The sequence below is a fragment of the Pseudoalteromonas sp. HL-AS1 genome, from assembly GCF_031198785.1.
GTDB classification, from domain to species: domain Bacteria; phylum Pseudomonadota; class Gammaproteobacteria; order Enterobacterales; family Alteromonadaceae; genus Pseudoalteromonas; species Pseudoalteromonas distincta.
This window is the reverse complement of record NZ_CP133569.1, coordinates 3,575,553-3,593,109: the sequence shown is the minus strand read 5'-3', so window position 1 is coordinate 3,593,109 and position 17,557 is coordinate 3,575,553. Positions and strand designations below refer to the sequence as shown.

Sequence of the window (17,557 nt, the reverse complement as noted above, 5' to 3'; positions counted from 1 at the left end):
TAAAGCCTCTTTGTAATAAAGCTAGAGTCTCATTCATTAATGATATTAGCTTGAGTTAATGGCTCTTTGCTTCTTTAAAAGGACGATATAATGGAAACTAATCCTATATAAAGAGGTTATTTAGTTATGGAAAAGTTGATTATGAAACTACTAAGCGTAGTGAGAGTTGAGAATGTTTCAACGGTTACTGTTTGTATTTGTCTTGTTTTATTAGTGTTTAAATTAGGGTGAAAAAATGGATATTGATGAGTTGACTGAATTAGTGAAAGGGAAAGTTTTTTTTGCAGGCGCTTATAAAAATACATCTTGAAGATGTAGTGGAAGTGAGAGAAATTTTAAAAGCTTCTTATAAACATAATGAGTTTCCATACTACGCAAAGCTTGAACATAGCTGGAATATGCTAGAGAAAACTCATTACATAATGTAATTGAGTGTGAACTAGTAGAAAGTAATCTATTAAACAGCTTTTTATACTTCATAGAATCTGGGTTTTATCCACCCCCCGAGTTATTAATTATTGTCGCAAGTTGTTTTCGAGCTCATATGATTAGCGGAGGGAAAACTAATTTATCTGAAGATTTCTTCGGGAAAAATAATCAGTTTGAGCATTGTATAAACGTGTCTAAGATTACTAAGTATATGGATTTTGAATTAAAATTGGTTACAGATAAGAAGGAATCATTGAAGGTTGTTGCGGAACAATACTTACTAGAATGCTCAGAAAAAAAATAATAACACATTCGGTGAAAATACTGATGTTGAAAGCTTCTTAAGAGGTTATCGTCGTTGGAAAAATGATCCAAAAAACAAAAATATTATTAAAAATTATTTAGGGATTGAATGTTCGTCGCAGTGCCAGCTACAGGCTTAATAGAGCGTTTAGCAATCATATCTCAAGTTTATGTGCTGCAAGCTATTGCCAACAGCACAAATATAAAAGCCTTAACACTACTCCAAATGAGAATCATCAGGCTTTTTGGGTCTATCAGCTAGCTCTGTTAAGCCGTCTTCGCAATCACCGCTGTCGCAGGTATTTAAATCGCTTTGTGCTTGTTTATCTTGTTGCAGAACTTGTTTTAAATCTTCCATGCGTTGGCGCACGGCTACGCCGTAGCTGGCGTCGTCGCCCCACAGCTCGGCAAGTTGCACAACCGCAGCGCGGTCGTGGTCTCTAAACAGCTTACCAGCACGCTCTGCATCTTGCTTAGTGTTACCTAGTAACTCGAGTGCTTCTACGGCAAGGTTAATAGCTGAGTCGACTGTTTCGCGGTTAAACGCATCTACTTTTAAATTAAGTAACTGATACGCATGGCGGCGGTCGATTGCGCGAGCAGCAATTTTTAACTGCGGGTAGTTTTTATGCGCGAGCTTAATTATCTCGATAGTTTTATCTGGGTTATCAATTGCAATTACCAGCATTTGCGCGGTGTGCGCGCCTGCGGCTTCAAGGAGTTCTTGGCGTGCGGCATCGCCATAAAATACAGTATTGCCAAAACGGCGTAGTAATTCTATTTGGCTAGGGCTGTGATCAAGTACGGTAATTTCGTAGCCTTGCGCGTGCAGTAAACGCCCCATAATTTGGCCAAAACGTCCGTAGCCCGCAATAATTACGTGCTTAGCGGTGTTAATTTGCTCTGGCTTATCAAACTCAGGCGGAGCACTGCTGCTGCGTTTTTGTATTTGCTCATAAACCATAAGTAGTAACGGCGCTATTAGCATTGATACCGCTACAACTAAGGTAACAAGGCTGGTTTGCTCGGGCGTTAAAATACTTAAGGTGGTGGTTACGCTTAAAAGTACAAAGGCAAACTCACCCCCTTGGGCAAGCGCTAAGGCAAATAATAACTGCTGTTTACTGTTAATTTTACAGGTAACGGCAAGGGCAAATAAAATGCAGGCTTTAACTACAATAAGTAAAACCACTAAGCCAATAACAGTACTAAACTCGTTAAATAGCAGTTCAAAGTTAATTGATGCGCCAACAGTTATAAAAAACAGTCCTAAAAGTAAGCCTTTAAAGGGTTCTATATCGGCTTCTAATTCGTGTCTAAATTCACTCTCGGCAAGTACAACGCCTGCTAAAAAAGTTCCTAATGCAGGCGATAAACCAATACTTTGCATAACCAGTGCAATAGCGACCACTAAAAACAGTGCAAAAATAGTAAATATTTCACGCATGTGCGTTTGGGCAATGTATCTAAATAACGGCGCCGATACATATTTACCGCCGGCAATAATAGCGGCAATAACCGCAACCGAAACACATACTTGTTGCCATACAGGCCAGCTTGCAATAATCGAATCGCTGATTTCTTTTGTGCTAGTTTGCGGGGCAAATGCGAGCAGTGGCAATAGGGCTAAAATAGGGATAATTGCGATGTCTTGAAACAGCAATACCGAAAAAGCGTTTTGTCCGGCTTCTTGCTTTAGCCAACCTTTTTCTTCAAGGCTTTGCAGTACAATAGCGGTAGAGGAGAGCGCGAGCATTAAACCAATGGCGAGTGCGGTTTGCCAATGCATGGCAAAAAACCAATAACAAAATGCAAATATAGCCGCTGCCGATAACACAACCTGTAAGCCGCCAAGCCCTAAAATAGAGTGGCGTAATGTCCATAAACGCGAAGGTTGTAGCTCAAGGCCCACTAAAAACAGCATCATTACTACGCCAAATTCAGCGAAGTGCATTACATCGGTTTGATCGCCCACAACACCCAGCGCATAAGGGCCAATAAGTATGCCCGCAATTAAATAACCTAATACTGAGCCAAGTCCGACTCGTTTTGCAATAGGCACAGCTACAATGGCTGCTGCTAAGTAAATTAAAGCAATTTCTAACACGCGTTTATCCTAATAACATCAAGGCTTTTATAATGGCTTAGCTGCTTATAAAATACAATGGATTATATGGCTCAAAGTTGCTTATTTATCAGTAGCTATAACACTAATGGTTATAACTACTGGGCTAAAAATAGCACTTTGTGTTGAAGGGCTTATTGGGAGCTAAATATTACAAATACTTATAATTGCTGAGCTTGGTTGGCCTGAATCAGAATGGTAAATAGTAATGTTTGAGCTGATTGTATTTTCAACGTTTGTTTCAATTGCTGTTACTTCAAATTCGGCAGATGCAGGTAGGTCGATATCCAATTCGCTATCGAGGTAAGTACTTCCGCTTTTTTGCAAAGTAAGTGGTTTTGTTTGATCAAAGCTAAATTGAAAGCTATCTGACGCTAAAAGTGTATCTACCATGTTAAAACGTAAATTAACGGTGTCGGGGCCTGAAAACTCAGCACACACAAATACCGAAACCTCAACAGCTTGTAAAACGGGCATGCTATTTTGGCCTATATCCACAGTAAAGTTGCCTTGCGTAATAGCTACAGAGTTGTATTCCCCAGTTGCTAGCCTTTGATCTGCTGTTTTTATCGTTATTTTTTCACCTTGCGCTAAATTAACCTCTTCATCAAAAAAGCCATTTGTGTTGGTGCTGTACTGCTGTCCATTAATTGTTAGCGGTGCATTGCTTATAGCCGCTTTTTGCACATTAGTGAGTTGTCCTTTAATGCGACCGGTAAGTTGTGCAGAGTTAGTTACTGTAATTGAAAATTGCACACTTTTTGAAAAGCCATCAGCATCAGTTGCTACAACGGTTAGCGTGTAAATACCTGTCATATCGGCGATAAATTCGGTAATACTTTGGTTTGTATTGCTTAAGCTGGTGCTCGAGCCTGAAGGGGCTGATAGTGTCCAAGCGTAATCGAGAGAGGTTCCCTCTGGGTCGTAACTTTGGCTTACATCAAATTTAACTGTATTACCCACTACATCGTAGCGCGATTGCTCCCCCGTGAAACTAATTACTGGCAGTGCATTTTGTATTACATCAATTGTTAGGGTTTTTGTGTCAGAGAACTGCACACCATCGTTAGTGCGTAACGAAATAACAACTTGCCCCTCTACTGATGCGCTAAACGTTGGTTTTGGTATTGTATTACTGCTAAGCGTTGCTTGGCCTTGCGACGAAATGATTTCCCATTGGTAACTTAGTGGCTGGCCTTCTGGATCGTAACTATTTGAAGCATCAAGTAAAACTTGTTCATCAACCGTTATAGAGGTTTCATAAGTTACCAAAGTAACAGGCTTTTTATTGCTACTGGCATGCAGTGCTGAGGTTGCTTGGTTTGAACTTAATTGCCCATCAGACACTGTAAGCCTTACAACGTAGTCGCCTTCTTTATCGGCAACAATAGAGGGCGTTGCTGATGTGTTGTTAGTTAGTTGTGATGTACTATTTAAAGGCTTGGCTTGTAACTGCCAGTTATAACTCAGCGTATCTCCGTCTGGGTCGCTACATTGTTGGCACTGCAAAGTGGTTGATTCGTTTAACGTAATATCACGTTCGGATTCAAGTGTTGCAACGGGGGCTTTATTACTTGTGGTAACAGTTAAAATAACTGATGCGGTATCACTTTCGCTTTGTTGATCGGTAACAGTGAGTGAAAGCGAGTAATCTCCAGCTGTTGACGCTGAAAATCCAGCGGTATGATTTTGCATGTTTGAAAGAGCCGGCGTGCTGCCCTGGGGTTTTGATGTAATTGCCCACGCATAACTAAGCGTATCGTTTTTATCGGGATCAGTGCTTTGGTTACCATAAAGTGTAACAACTTCATTTGGGGCAATTGTTTTATTTTCTACGTTAATAACCGCTTGTGGTGATGAGTTAGAATTAAGCGATTCACTTTTTATGAGTACGACAGTGCTTGCTGTATCACCTTGTGAATTAGTAACGGTAAGCTCAACTTTAAACTCGCCTATTTCGTCTGCAACAAACTGGCTTTTTACTTGAGTCGCATTTTCAAGCGTTGCATTACTTGCTACGGGCTTGGTAATAAATTGCCATTTGTATTGATTAATGGCGCCGCTGGTTGTGCTACTTTGCGCGCCATTTAAAAGCACAACATCACCTTGTTTAACGGTTTGTGTGCTACCTGCGTTAGCAATTAGTTGGGTATTTGCAGTAACGGTGAATTGTTTTTGTGCAGGTGTGCTTGAAAGCTTGCCGTCATTCACGGTTAATACTAATTGGTACTCTTGTGCTTCAGATACTGAAAACTCAACGGTACTTTCATTATTAACCGTAATCGGTATTTCTACTTGCGCATTTTTGCTGGTTAATTGCCATTGATAGGTGAGTGCATCGCCATCAGGGTCACTACTTTGTGCTGCGCTAAAAACGAGGGTGGTATTTACTTTAAACTCCGATTGCTCGGTAGTAATAACTGCAATAGGCTTTGTGTTAGTACTGACTGGTTTAGTTACTGTTTTGGAGTCTGAACCTCCAGAGCCACAAGCTACGAGGGTGAATAAAGCAGTAATTAAAATTAATAACTTCCATTTCATAATATTAATATCCTTTTAATAAGTTGAATATCAATATGTACCTAAATTAGCTATAAAGCAAAAAAATAAATCAAATAAGTACTTTTGCATTATTTTAGGAAATAGTTAACGTGAAACAGTGCTAATTTTGAATCATTTATACTTTGAGGGGAGTGCTTTATGCCCAGATTGAGAGGGCATAAAGTATATTAAATGGCAGTTAAATAAAGTTAGTCTGCTACTTTTACTGAACCGCTAATATTATCGATACTTACATCGCCCGAGCCCGACTCAGTAATAGTCAGCCCCTTTGCATGATTAACGCGAATATCACCCGAACCGTCTTCAATTGTTACACTTGAACCAATATACTCAATAAGCAGGTCGCCAGAGTTATCATCAACATTAACTGCACCGCTAATATGGCTTATTACTATATCACCCGAGCCATCTTCAACGTTTAGCGAACCGGTTATGTTGCTCACGTGCATTTCGCCAGAACCATCGTCAATAGTTGCATTGCCACTTACGTTGTTTATATGAATACTGTCAGAGCCGTCGGTTAATTCTAAATTACCTGCGATGTTTTCAAAGTTTACTTCACCTGATCCATCGTCAACAGTTAGGTTTTTAGCACCGCTTATTGTTAAATTTCCTGAGCCGTCTTTTACATCAATATTGCTTTGCATAGCATTTATTAAAATGTCGCCAGAGCCATCATCAATATCTAAATTTAGATTACTTGGCACAGTAACCACTAAATTAATACTTGGAGATTGGCCACTGTAAAAGCTAATACCATTACGACTTTTATTTTGGGCAACAAGCTTTGCCTGTTTACCGTCTTGCTCGAGCGTTAGTTCGTATTCGTCTTCAATGTCGGCTGTGTAAATGGTGGCGTTAACACTAATTCTGATGGCCGTTTTTGAGCCTTTTATTTCAAGGCTACCTGCACCGCTTAATACATTTAAATACTCAAGATTATTGCTTGGCAGTGATAGCTGTTGAGTTTGCTTTACTGAGGCAACGCTTGGCGATATGTGAAATACACAGCCACTTAATAATAAAATGCCGCCAACAAGTGAAAGTGGTTTTGTAATGCTTAATTGTGTTGATGAGCTCATGTTTAGTCCTTTGGTATTTATTGTTTGTATTTATATAAACAATATAGAGCAAAAATGAGGCCGAAATGTAAGCTGTTGTTTTATATAGGGTGGTTGTTTTTTATGAAAGTTGAAATACTAATAAGTGGTTAAAATAACTAATTATTAATATAAAAGGATGCGCGATGCATCCTTTTATAATTGCTCAGCATTTATTAGGGAACTAATTAAAAGCTGTAAGTAATATTACCGTATAAAAAGCGTCCGTCTAATCCGTAAGGTGCATACGGTGTGTACGGGAATATTTGGCCAAAGTCAGAGTAACCAATGTTATCCATAGTTGCTTGTGGGTATTGATCGAATAAGTTGTTTGCACCAACGGAAAATTTCCAATATTCGTCTGGACGGTATGCCACTTCTAGGTCGGTGATCCACTTAGGGTCTAGGTATTCATCGCGATCAGCTGTGGTTGATATATCAGCGACTTCACCATAACGTGTGGCACGAAGCGTTGTTTGCCATTCGTTAAAGTTCCACACTGCTGATAGATTCCATTTGCTATCTGGCGTGCCTTCTTCAAAGCGACCTACTTCACGACGTGCAAACACTACGTAGTCGTCACCTAGTGAGTTAAGTTCGCTTGGGTTGTCGTTTACGTGTGTTACTTCGGTGTCGTTAAAGTTAGCGGCTACGTTTAGGCGTAAGTCACCTAAATCGCTTAAATCTAAGTTGTAAGTGGCAACTATATCTACACCTTGTGTGCGTGAGTCAATCGCGTTGGTAAAGTAACGTACTCTATCGGTATTTAGCTCACCGGCATTTTGTAGTATTTCAACAACTGCATCGCCCTCTAAGTTTTCAGACAAAACAATACGGTCATCAATATCAATGCGGTAGGCATCTACTGTTAGGCTAAAGCTGCCTTGCGTGTACATAAAGCCCGCTGTTACGTTTACAGATTCTTCTGCGTCAAGCGGCTGCGCACCAAGTGCTTGCGCTGCTGCTGAATCGGTTGGGAATAAACCTACTTCAAACGGTTCGTTGTTCTCAAGCACGGTAGAGATTTGGCGGTACGAGCTTTGAGCAAGTGATGGCGCACGGAAACCTGTGCTAATTGCACCGCGCAGTGATAGGTTTTCAGTAATGCTGTAACGCGAAGCAAGCTTAGAAGTAAATGTGTCACCAAAGTCGCTGTAATCTTCGTAGCGACCTGCTAAAACAAGGTTCCAGTTTTCTGTTAGGTAAGTATCAAACTCAACAAACACGGCTACGTTGTGACGGCTTTCGTCGGTAACACTTTGCGGACCAAAACCAGATAGTACCTGTGCACCACCTGCTGCAATTTGGTTGCCGTTACTATCAAGCGCGGTAATATAAGAAGCTTCTTCGCCTTGTTCTATTTTGTAGCTTTCGTGGCGGTATTCAGCACCTATAGTAAAAAATACGTCATCTGGTAAACCTAAATCAAATGCTGTGCTGGCATCTCCATTAACAATAAATTGGTCATAAACCAATGCGCCGTTGTCAAATTCGGTTGGGCTGTCGGCACCTAGCGATGTATTAATGCTATTTACAACGCCAAAGCCAAAGTCGTTACGGCCGTAGTTGGTACTTACATCCCAAGTCCACTCGCCTGTTTCGCCTTTTAAACCTAGTGCAAATGAGTAATCTTGTACATCGGTTTCAATTTGCGGCAAAAAGCCGTCTGGGTATACTTCTAACACGTTGCGGTCGTCTTTTGCACGGCGGTAAAAACCACCTGAATTACCTTCGCGTTTTGAGTAACTACCAAACGAGTATAGGTTTAAGCCATTATCTAAATCGTAACCCATGTTGTAAAACAAAGCGTAGTCTTCAAGGTCGGCTTTACCAAAGCGGTGGTTGTAACGGTCGATAGTAAACTCGCGTGGGTCTAAGCTGCCGTCATCAAGTTTGGCGTATTGTGGGCGCGGGTCAAAGCCAGAGCGTTGAGTTGAGTCGTTATCGCGGTACTCAATAGATACGTTTACAAAGCCGTTATCAGATAACGCAAAACCAGAGTTTGCACTAACAGTGCGTGTTGCGCCGTCGTTTACTTCTCTATCGCCGCCTAAATTAAATGCAAGGTTACCGTTTGCATCTGCGTAGGTGCTTTCTAGCTGAGATACGCCAGCCATTTGTGTATCGTATTTACCGTACGTTACGCTTACGCTACCGCCTTCTGAGGCATCTTTAAGTACAATGTTAATTACGCCTGCAATGGCGTCTGAGCCGTACTGCGCTGCAGCACCGTCACGCAGTACTTCAACACGTTTAATAGCTGAAGTTGGAATCATGTTTAAATCAACAGCAGTAGAGCCACGGCCAACAACACCCGCTAAGTTTAATAACGCGCCTGCATGGCGGCGTTTGCCATTAATTAGCACTAGGGTGTGATCGGGTGCTAAACCACGTAAAACAGCTGGTTTTGCATGGTCAGTACCATCACCCATAGTGGCACTTGGGTAGTTAAAGCTAGGTACTTGGTTTGCTAGTATTTGGCTTATTTCTAGCTGACCCGTACTTTGCATATCACCGCTGGTAATAATATCTACAGGTACGGTACTTTCGGCAATACTACGTAAACTTCTACGTGTACCAGTAACCGAAATGACTTCAATACTTTCTTGAGCTTGTGTGTCTTGCTCAGCAGCAAACGCTGGTGAATAAGACGCGCTAAGCGCAGAGGTAACGGCCAGACTAAGTGCTACTTTTTTGGCTGATAATTGCTTTAACATGATGTTGATTCCCTTAAGGGCTGCTGACTATTGATTTTTAGAAGGAGCGCATCATATAGAAGCGGCTACCCTAGTGCAAAGATAAAAACTATCTAAGATATTCTAAGTTGTTAACACATAAGGTCAGTGTTTACGAACGATAGAGACGTTTGGATCGTTTCAGTTGCAATCTTGTGTCGAATGGTTGCGAATTCAAGGGGAGCGTGGATAAAAGTTATTAAAAAGTAAAAAGGCCAAGCAAGTGCTCAGCCTTTATAAAGTGCTAACCTACGTGAATAAAATTATTCAGGCGCAACTTCAAGTGTTGTGAATAAAGCATAACGGCCAGCGTCTACGCCTTCTTCGTTTACTTCAACATCGTTAGATGTTTCTATTAGGTATAAGCCAGGCTCTTTCCACGTAGTTGTGAATATACCATTTTTATCGGTAGTTACTTTTACTTCGCCACGCTCGTTACGGTAACGAGTGTCACCTTTTAAAATGCTTACTTCAATACCTTTACCTGCAGGTTTGCCATCTTGTAGAAGTTGGAAATGTGCTTGCTCACCTACAAATAAGTCATTTGGATGAGTTGCACCGCTAAGCTCTAAGCCTAAACCTAACTGTGCAGGCTTTGAGGTGCCATTTCGGCTTACAAATGTATCTACTGTTGAAACAACCTTCGTTGTAGTTACATCTTTTGCATTGCTAGGTAACTCGGCGTCTGTTTTTTTACCAAATACGCGCTTGCGCTTACCTTCTTCGTTTTTATAGAAGGTCATGTACATTGGCTTTTGGGTCATTGCAATATGGTAAGTGCCTTGCTCTGTTAAGCTTACTGCAGCTGAGCTTTTACGCTTTAAGTAATAAGCACGAATGGTTTCAGATACTGGCTCACCATTAGGCGCAAGTGCCATTAATAATGTGTCGTCGTACTCTGCGCCTTTTTCTTTAGGTTTAAAGGCTTTGTCTGGTGCAAAAATTTCGTTTGAAATACTTGCGTCAATCATTACGTAATGCGCTTTATCGCCTGATAAAGATGTATGCGAAGGTAGTAACCAACGTCCGTGTGCACTTGCTGAAGTTGACACTAAAGCAGATAAGCTCAATGCGCCGATTAATGCCGTTTTTAATAAATTAATTTTCATTGTATTTCCTTAAATTCAAATGATTAAGTAGCAGCTACTTAGTGCTTACAGTGACGAAGCTTTTAGAAAACTCGTTTTTACCATCAATTGTTAGTTTGCCTGATTTAGTTAAATCAAGCTCAACGCGGGTGTAGTCTCTGCCGCCTTCTTCGCGTACAACTTCAATATTTAGTAAGTATTTACCTGGTTTTACTGGGTTACCGTCTAAATCATTACCTTGCCAATTTATGGTGTAAGTACCTGCGCGTTTGGTTGCGCCGCTAATGCCGTCAAAATTAATGTCGGTTTTACCAGCTTTACGCCACCATTGGCGTAAATCTTTAAACCATTCTGCTTTTTGCACCCAAAGTGCCAGCGTTGTAACGTGTTTGCGCTCTGGTGTTTCAAGCCAAACTGCAACGTATGGGCGGTGATATGGTTGTACTTCTAAGTCGGGAAGCGTTAATTCAACCTCTAGCTGTGGTGTTTGCGCATGCGCTGATGTTTGAAAAAACGCAGCTACAAGTAGTAACGTGGCGCTTATAAATAATTTAACCATTAAGACACTCCTTTTATTTGTGGAACCCAACATAAATAAATAACCAGTGGAGTTGCGACTCCTAGTACGGTTATCCATATTCCTGCTAAGCGTTTTTTTCTATTTTGAAATAAAATAATCATGCCGGTAATGGCAAATAAAATCATTAATACGGCCGATATATCAATTACCCAGCTCCATACCTTGCCGGTGTAGCGACCTTTATGTAAGTCGCCAATAAGGCTTAAAAAGCCACCTGTTTGGTAATCAAGTTTGAGCTCGCCAGTTGTAAAGTCGAGTTCGGCATAAGCAAACCCCGCTGGTAGTGGGTAGTCGAGCATGACAAGTGCATCTTCTTTTTCCCACTCAATACTTTTTACTTTTGTGAGTGAATACTGCTTAGCTAAATAAGCTTCTATTTCAGGATATAGCGTAGGCAACGTATTTAGCTGTGCATTTGCTTTAGTAACTAGCTCTGCAGGAATCGTTGCGGTTACTTGACCGTTATTTTTATCGTTTTTAAGCCAATCGACGTGATTAAGCACAATGCCGCTAACGCAAAATAAAATAAGCAAAAAAAACAAAGCTGTAGAAATATAAATATGTAGAGCACGGCTTGTACTATACAAAGCCCGCTTATTAATAAACGACATAAAAACAGTTAATAAATTAAATTTACAACATGATAATGATTTGCATTAGCTATTACAAATTTACTTACTTATCTTTACATAAAAACTTTAAAAATAAAGGATATATACCGGTTAAAAAGTGAGACTTAACCATAAAGTGCCTATTTACTGTTTAGGAGGGCTGGAAGGTCTTAAAATAAGGTAAATCATTACCAATACTTCTATTACTGCAACGAGATAAATAACCCAAATAGGGGCGGCTGAATACAGTAAAAATATAAATCCAATTAACATGCCAATGGCGGCGTAGCATTTGGCTTTTACAGGCACTACTTTATGGGCTTGCCATTGTTGCAAAGTTGCACCGTAACGAGGGTGGTTTAACAGCCATTGTTCGAGCGCGGGTGATGAGCGAGTAAAGCAGGTGAGCGCTAAAATAAAAAATATAGTGGTAGGCATGACCGGTAACACAATGCCAATAATACCCAAGGCTACAAGTATTAAGCCAAGCGCTTTAAACCATAAGTTTTTATAACAAATAAACACTGCTTTTATATTCACTTAGGCTCTTTTTAGTAATGGCTGATACTTTCGATTGTAGGCCAAATAGTTATAAAATCGAAGTGTAAAAACATAAAAAAGGGCAAACTTAGTTTGCCCTTTTAAATTTATAAAATAGGTTTTACTTATCTAGAAGTAGTAACCTACGTTGATGTTGAAGCGACGTTCTGTATCGCCATCACCAATAATTGTTCCGCCAATAAATGGCTGGTTACGTGCTTGAATAAAGTCGAAGTAACTAAAGAAACCACCTGCAGCAACACTCATACCCGTTACGTTCATCCATGTATCTGCGCTGTCGTCAGACTTGTCATAAATAATGCCGTAATCGTTGTAAAATTGAATGTCGGTAACTGGGCCCCAATCAAGCGAGTAATTATAAGCAACGTTAAAGTTAGTCATAGTTGCTTCGCTAGATACGGTATCGTAATAAGCATACGCACCAACAACAAAACGGTCGCTACTGTCATCTAGGTCGTAGTCGTATTCACCGTGTTGAAATTGGATATTCCAGTTGTTAATTGTGCTATCAACATGAAATGCCCATGCACCGTAGTTACCTGCACGGTCGTTACCGTCATGTAAGCCACCACTTAATAATGATACACCCACATCGGTAGTTATATTTTTGCTGTGCTCAATTTGATACGTCGCACGCCCGGCAAACGTATTGTATTCACCAATATTGTTACCTTCAGTAATCCCAGCTTCAGAATCATAAGTACCACTTCCAACTATATCGTAAGAGTAACGCTTGCTTTTATCGGAACCACCGTCTACTCCACCTAGCTCATCATTTTTGAAAAAGCCTAGGTCTAGCTTCCAGTTATCTTTAAGTTTACGTTTTACTACTACACCTAAATCAAAGTCATCTTCTAGGCCAACATAGTAGTTAGTACTAAAAAAGTAGTTGTGTGAGTTATATGGGCCATTACCAAAAGGCACGGGTGCAATACCTGCTTGTCCTTCCCAGCCATCTGCAAACTCGTAACCTAAGTAAGCATATTTAACAACGGTCATATAATCGTAAAAACGTACTTCACCGTTCAGTGAAATATCGTTAATTTCACCAGATACATTTATACGGAAAATATCAAAATCAAAATCGCCACCGCGATCTTGGGTATCTTCATCGTATGTGTTGGTGCTGTAATTAAAGCGTATTGCTCCACCAACTTTAATGCCTTCATCTTTTTTCTCAGGTTCAGCTGCGGCAACTTCAACTACTTTTTGATCAGATTTTTTACTGATGTTTGCAACTTGTTGTTCGTGCTGCTTATTAATTTGCTGTTGTTTTGTTTTTTCATCAGCTAACTTATTTTCAAGCAGTTGCATTTGTTGCTTTAGCTGTTTAAGTTGGCTTTGTAGTGTGTCTAGATCATCAGACGCATAAGAAGTGCTTGTAACACCACCTAGGACTAGTGCTAGTGTTAATTTTGAGAGTTTAGTCATAATAGCCGCTCTGCTTGTGATTAAAAAATAAAAAATTCAAGACGTCAGAAAACGCCTTACGTTTAGAGTAAGTACAAAACTATGTGTTTTTTTTATTGTTTATTCTTTAGGAGCTTGAGTAAGTGCACCAACTTCTAGAAGGGGCGATGCATCTAATTTATCTGCATCCATCATCGCGGCTACACGCTGCATTGATGAGAGTAAAAGGCTCTGTTCCCACTCAGCAAGCGCAGAAAACTTTTCAATAAAGTGTTCTTGCAATGGCTGAGGTGCTTTATCAAGTAACTCTTTTCCTTTATCGGTGAGGTATAAGCTCACTCTGCGTTTATCCATTTGACTGCGTACGCGTGTTACTAAGTTTCTGCTTTCTATTCTGTCGAGAATATTGGTAACCGTTGCTGGGCTTAAATTTACATTTTGAGCAATACGGCTCGCCGTTATTCCATCGGTTTTTTTAACTTCTTGCATTATAAGCAATTGTGGGCCAGTTAAACCCGAAGTTTTATTTAGCTGCTTAGAATGTAAGTCAATCGCGCGGATAACTTTACGTAAAGAAACCAATAACTCGTCATATTTTTGCATTTGCTTATCTCGTCGATGGGGCGGTAGTTTGCCGTAATCGCGAAATGTTACACATCAAATAAATTGAATTCAAATAATATATTGTACTTTAGCCCGCTTTTATTGGTTTTTAATAGTTAGAGCAGTAACTAATGTAAAATTATATTGTTTAAATATTGGTAAATTTTCTTAGCACCTTGTGTGCATTAAGTTGCGCACAGTACGTATGTTGTGAATAATTGGCAAGTCTTATTGTATAGACTTTAGTATTATTCATTTACAGCTGTTAGTACAAAGTAATTGTTTGTGAGTTTACTGTATATGTATTAATCGGCAATGAACAAATTCAGCAATCAATATTTAATATCAATAGCGTATACTTTAAGCATGCATTATTGTTTAGATGTAAACATTAAAAATCTTTAGTATCAGTATTATAGGGGAAGGTATGAAATTATCGCCATCAGTTAGCATTGAGCAAAGCGAATCCGGACTTGAGTTTATTAAAGTAGCTAGTGAAAAGTGCGACGCAAAAATATTTTTGCAAGGTGGGCAAATTACCGAGTTTATCCCTAAAAATAACAAGCCACTTATTTGGGTTTCACAAGAGGAAACCTATCAAGAAGGAGCGAGTATTCGAGGCGGTATTCCTATTTGTTGGCCGTGGTTTGGTACACACGCTAATGATGGGTGGCCTGCCCACGGTTTTGCGCGCACAAGCGTATGGCAAGCCGATGAAGTACACGAATCTGATGAGCAAATTACAGTTAGTTTAAAGTTACCTATGAAGCTAGTTAATACAACGTATTGGCCACATCAGTCAGCATTAAAAGTTGAGTTTGTATTAAGCGATAAATTACAGGTTCGCTTAACTACTACTAACTTAGGGAGTGTGCCATTTAGCTTTACTCAAGCGCTGCATACCTATTTTCCTACATCAGACATTACAAATACCCATGTAGATGGTTTGCAAGGTGCGCAATATATTGAGTTTAGTGAAGGGCCATTTGTACAAAATGATGTTGTAAGCTTTAATCGCGAAACCGACATGGTTTATACACAAGCAAATACAATGCAAACTATTAATACGCCAGAAGGTGTTATTAATGTGAGCCGCGAAAACTCAAGTTCGTGTGTACTGTGGAACCCATGGATAGAAAAATCAAAGCGCTTATCTAATTTTGCTGACGATGAGTATAAAACGATGCTCTGCTTAGAGGCTGCTAACGTATTGACAGATAAAGTAACGCTTGAACCAAAACAAAGCCACACCTTAATAACCACCATTAGCTGGTAAGTAATCAAAAGCAGTAATAGGGATAAATAGTGTTTAACAATCAACAAATAATGGATTTACCAAAGCATAGTGATATTAGCTTTAAGCCATTGGCTGATAAAGCCTTATTACATACACAACTTAGCTCGCTTCTGTTTTATGTACCGCTAATTGGAGCGCTTATTGCTGTTTGTTATTTTAATGAAGCCTTTGCTAATAACGCACAAACATATTTACTAATTGGCATGCCAATTTTGGTGGCCGTATCTATGGCGTACAACATGATAAGTGTGAGGTTGCGAGGTTTTGCAGTGCGAGATCATGACATTGCTTTTAAAAAAGGCGTTATTTGGCAACAAGTGACGGTATTACCTTTAGCGCGTGTACAGCATATGGAAATACACCAAGGGCCAATAGAGCGAAAACTTAGCCTTGCAAGCATTAAATTATTTAGCGCTGGCGGTGTAAGTGCCGATTTACAAATTAGCGGGCTAACCCATGATGATTGTAAAAATATGCGCCAATTTGTACAAAACTACCGCCAAGACGACGCAACTACTCAGGCAGCTTTAGTCGATGAGTAATACAACTATCGAAGATAAAGCCAGCCCTATTTACTGGCAAAAAGTATCGCCCTGGGCACTTTTATACTTTGTTGTGCACTTTAGTGTGCGCTTTGTAAAAGATGGCCTTTTAAACTTACTGCCCATGCTTGTCGTGTTTGTTACTCAAGTAGAAAATAAGTTGTTTTGGGCGCAGGTTGCAGGCGGTATTGCACTAATTTTGCTACTTGTTTACTCATTTTTATATTATTTAAATTTTAAGTTTAGTATTAGTAGCGACAACGAAATATTGCTTAACAAAGGTGTATTTAAAAAAGAGCGACTTACGCTTAAATTTGGCCGCGTGCAAAACGTTAATATTGCCGAGCCGTTTTATTTTACCCCCGTAAACTTAGTTAATTGTATTTTTGATGCCGCTGGCAGTGTGTCGCAAGAAGTTGTTTTACCTGGTGTCACTAAAGATTATGCACAGCAAATTCGTAAACAAATATTTGATTTTAAAGCGCAGCAACAGCAAGAAGCACCAAATACTGAACAAAGCGAAACAGACACTATCGAAAACAGCCTAAGCATTAGCAATAAAGAAATAGCCAAATTTGGTTTAATGTCGAATATGGCTATTTTAGCAATCGCTGCTTTTGCTCCTTTTATAAACCTAATTGTTGATTTTTTAGAGAAGCAAATTATTACCAAAGTAGAAGGCTTTTATCAACAAGAGCTTGGTATGCTGGCCAGCGCTGCTACCTTTGCGATGATCACCTTAATTGGTTTGTTAGTTGTGGTGGCTGTAATGCTATCGGTGACTATGTCGCTTATTCGCTTTTATAATTTTGAGCTTTATTTTAAAGGTCAAAAGTTTAAACGTATTGCTGGCTTGTTAGAGCGCCATCAGCTTTCTATGAGCATGGACAAGGTGCAATCTATTGTTATTAAACAAAACCTAATGGGGCGATTACTAAAGCGATTTACCGTTGAGTGTTTACAAGCAAGTAGCGGCGGAATAGCAGCCGGTGCTGCGGCTAAAAAAAATAAACAAACCTTAGTATTACCTGTATTAAATAGCGAACAAGTTGATAGTGTATGCCAATGGATTTACCCGTGGTTTAATAGTAAAAAACTCGCTTTTAAGCGCGCAGAACGCGCGCTTTTGTATAAAAATTTAGGCTTTTATTCACTGTTACCCAGTGCATTAGTGTTTGGCTTTTGTTTTATTGCTGATATTAATACTTTGATAAGCCTTGGTATTTTGGTGGTATTTTCTGGCTTGGTAACTTTATCGTATCAGCGTTATGGTTATTACATGCATGAGGATAATGGCCGATTTTACATGGTTGTACGCAAAGGTATGATTGGTGTGCATTACCGTGTGTTTGAACTTTATAAAGCACAAAGCGCACGCAGTATAAGTACGTACTTAATGAGAAACTCAGGCTTAAAAAGCCTGTATATACAGCTTGCTTCAGGCTTTGCGTTTATGCCCTACATAAAGCAGCAAGATGCTGACTTTATTATTGATTTTACAATTAAGCAGATTGAGTCAGATACTCGCAGCTGGATGTAAATTACCCTAATAAAGCATGTGTAAATTACCATTTTCACATGTTTTATTACACTTTCTTACTGCCCATGAAA

At 39.7% G+C, this 17,557-nt stretch carries 13 protein-coding genes; 3 read left to right on the top strand and 10 right to left on the bottom strand.

Annotation, left to right across the window (positions count from 1 at the left end; all coding sequences use genetic code 11):
* Positions 1 to 949: 949 nt before the first annotated feature.
* The 10 genes from RB214_RS16645 to RB214_RS16600 all read right to left on the bottom strand — a co-directional run bounded on the left by RB214_RS16645 (position 950) and on the right by RB214_RS16600 (position 14,107).
* Positions 950 to 2,839: a monovalent cation:proton antiporter-2 (CPA2) family protein gene (locus tag RB214_RS16645; RefSeq protein WP_309167841.1), complete on the bottom strand. Its 1,890-nt coding sequence runs from the start codon at positions 2,837 to 2,839 to the stop codon at positions 950 to 952.
* A 162-nt stretch (positions 2,840 to 3,001) separates the two neighbouring features.
* The gene (locus RB214_RS16640) at positions 3,002 to 5,398 is read right to left on the bottom strand and encodes a PKD domain-containing protein (RefSeq protein WP_309167840.1); all 2,397 of its coding nucleotides are present in this window, start codon (positions 5,396 to 5,398) and stop codon (positions 3,002 to 3,004) included.
* A gap of 209 nt (positions 5,399 to 5,607) precedes the next feature.
* Complete coding sequence (locus RB214_RS16635) at positions 5,608 to 6,501, bottom strand: hypothetical protein (protein ID WP_309167839.1); 894 nt, start codon at positions 6,499 to 6,501, stop codon at positions 5,608 to 5,610.
* 206 nt (positions 6,502 to 6,707) lie between these two features.
* Positions 6,708 to 9,236, bottom strand: coding sequence for a TonB-dependent receptor plug domain-containing protein (locus RB214_RS16630; protein WP_375144330.1), 2,529 nt, complete (start codon positions 9,234 to 9,236; stop codon positions 6,708 to 6,710).
* Between the two features lie 281 nt (positions 9,237 to 9,517).
* Positions 9,518 to 10,363, bottom strand: coding sequence for a DUF4198 domain-containing protein (locus RB214_RS16625; protein ID WP_309167838.1), 846 nt, complete (start codon positions 10,361 to 10,363; stop codon positions 9,518 to 9,520).
* A 34-nt stretch (positions 10,364 to 10,397) separates the two neighbouring features.
* Positions 10,398 to 10,901 (bottom strand): DUF2271 domain-containing protein, encoded by a 504-nt coding sequence (locus RB214_RS16620; RefSeq protein WP_309167837.1) that lies wholly within the window; start codon positions 10,899 to 10,901, stop codon positions 10,398 to 10,400.
* On the bottom strand, positions 10,901 to 11,533 hold the full coding sequence (locus tag RB214_RS16615) for a PepSY-associated TM helix domain-containing protein (protein WP_309167836.1): 633 nt from the start codon (positions 11,531 to 11,533) through the stop codon (positions 10,901 to 10,903). Before RB214_RS16615 ends, RB214_RS16620 begins: the two co-directional genes overlap by 1 nt.
* Before the next feature lie 144 nt (positions 11,534 to 11,677).
* Entirely contained in the window at positions 11,678 to 12,073 is a 396-nt protein-coding gene (locus tag RB214_RS16610) for a YbaN family protein (RefSeq protein WP_309167835.1), read from the bottom strand.
* A 129-nt stretch (positions 12,074 to 12,202) separates the two neighbouring features.
* Complete coding sequence (locus tag RB214_RS16605; protein ID WP_309167834.1) at positions 12,203 to 13,525, bottom strand: carbohydrate porin; 1,323 nt, start codon at positions 13,523 to 13,525, stop codon at positions 12,203 to 12,205.
* 99 nt (positions 13,526 to 13,624) lie between these two features.
* Positions 13,625 to 14,107 (bottom strand): MarR family winged helix-turn-helix transcriptional regulator, encoded by a 483-nt coding sequence (locus RB214_RS16600; protein WP_007580457.1) that lies wholly within the window; start codon positions 14,105 to 14,107, stop codon positions 13,625 to 13,627.
* Between the two features lie 427 nt (positions 14,108 to 14,534).
* Here RB214_RS16600 and RB214_RS16595 point away from each other — a divergent pair, with 427 nt between their 5' ends.
* From RB214_RS16595 to RB214_RS16585, 3 genes are read left to right on the top strand one after another with little or no spacing between them, the layout of a single operon-like run.
* Positions 14,535 to 15,383, top strand: coding sequence for a D-hexose-6-phosphate mutarotase (locus tag RB214_RS16595; RefSeq protein ID WP_024605152.1), 849 nt, complete (start codon positions 14,535 to 14,537; stop codon positions 15,381 to 15,383).
* A gap of 29 nt (positions 15,384 to 15,412) precedes the next feature.
* Positions 15,413 to 15,946: a PH domain-containing protein gene (locus tag RB214_RS16590; RefSeq protein WP_182197757.1), complete on the top strand. Its 534-nt coding sequence runs from the start codon at positions 15,413 to 15,415 to the stop codon at positions 15,944 to 15,946.
* A complete protein-coding gene (locus RB214_RS16585; protein WP_309167833.1) occupies positions 15,939 to 17,486 on the top strand; it encodes a PH domain-containing protein in 1,548 nt (515 codons plus the stop codon). Before RB214_RS16590 ends, RB214_RS16585 begins: the two co-directional genes overlap by 8 nt.
* Positions 17,487 to 17,557 lie beyond the last annotated feature (71 nt).

Bases quoted from the DNA above. Each gene is read 5' to 3' on its own strand.
- RB214_RS16585 (WP_309167833.1), top strand. From the start codon at position 15,939: ATGAGTAATACAACTATCGAAGATAAAGCCAGCCCTATTTACTGGCAA.
- RB214_RS16625 (WP_309167838.1), bottom strand. From the start codon at position 10,363: ATGAAAATTAATTTATTAAAAACGGCATTAATCGGCGCATTGAGCTTA.
- RB214_RS16630 (WP_375144330.1), bottom strand. From the start codon at position 9,236: ATGTTAAAGCAATTATCAGCCAAAAAAGTAGCACTTAGTCTGGCCGTT.
- RB214_RS16615 (WP_309167836.1), bottom strand. From the start codon at position 11,533: ATGTCGTTTATTAATAAGCGGGCTTTGTATAGTACAAGCCGTGCTCTA.
- RB214_RS16595 (WP_024605152.1), top strand. From the start codon at position 14,535: ATGAAATTATCGCCATCAGTTAGCATTGAGCAAAGCGAATCCGGACTT.
- RB214_RS16635 (WP_309167839.1), bottom strand. From the start codon at position 6,501: ATGAGCTCATCAACACAATTAAGCATTACAAAACCACTTTCACTTGTT.
- RB214_RS16640 (WP_309167840.1), bottom strand. From the start codon at position 5,398: ATGAAATGGAAGTTATTAATTTTAATTACTGCTTTATTCACCCTCGTA.
- RB214_RS16605 (WP_309167834.1), bottom strand. From the start codon at position 13,525: ATGACTAAACTCTCAAAATTAACACTAGCACTAGTCCTAGGTGGTGTT.
- RB214_RS16600 (WP_007580457.1), bottom strand. From the start codon at position 14,107: ATGCAAAAATATGACGAGTTATTGGTTTCTTTACGTAAAGTTATCCGC.
- RB214_RS16620 (WP_309167837.1), bottom strand. From the start codon at position 10,901: ATGGTTAAATTATTTATAAGCGCCACGTTACTACTTGTAGCTGCGTTT.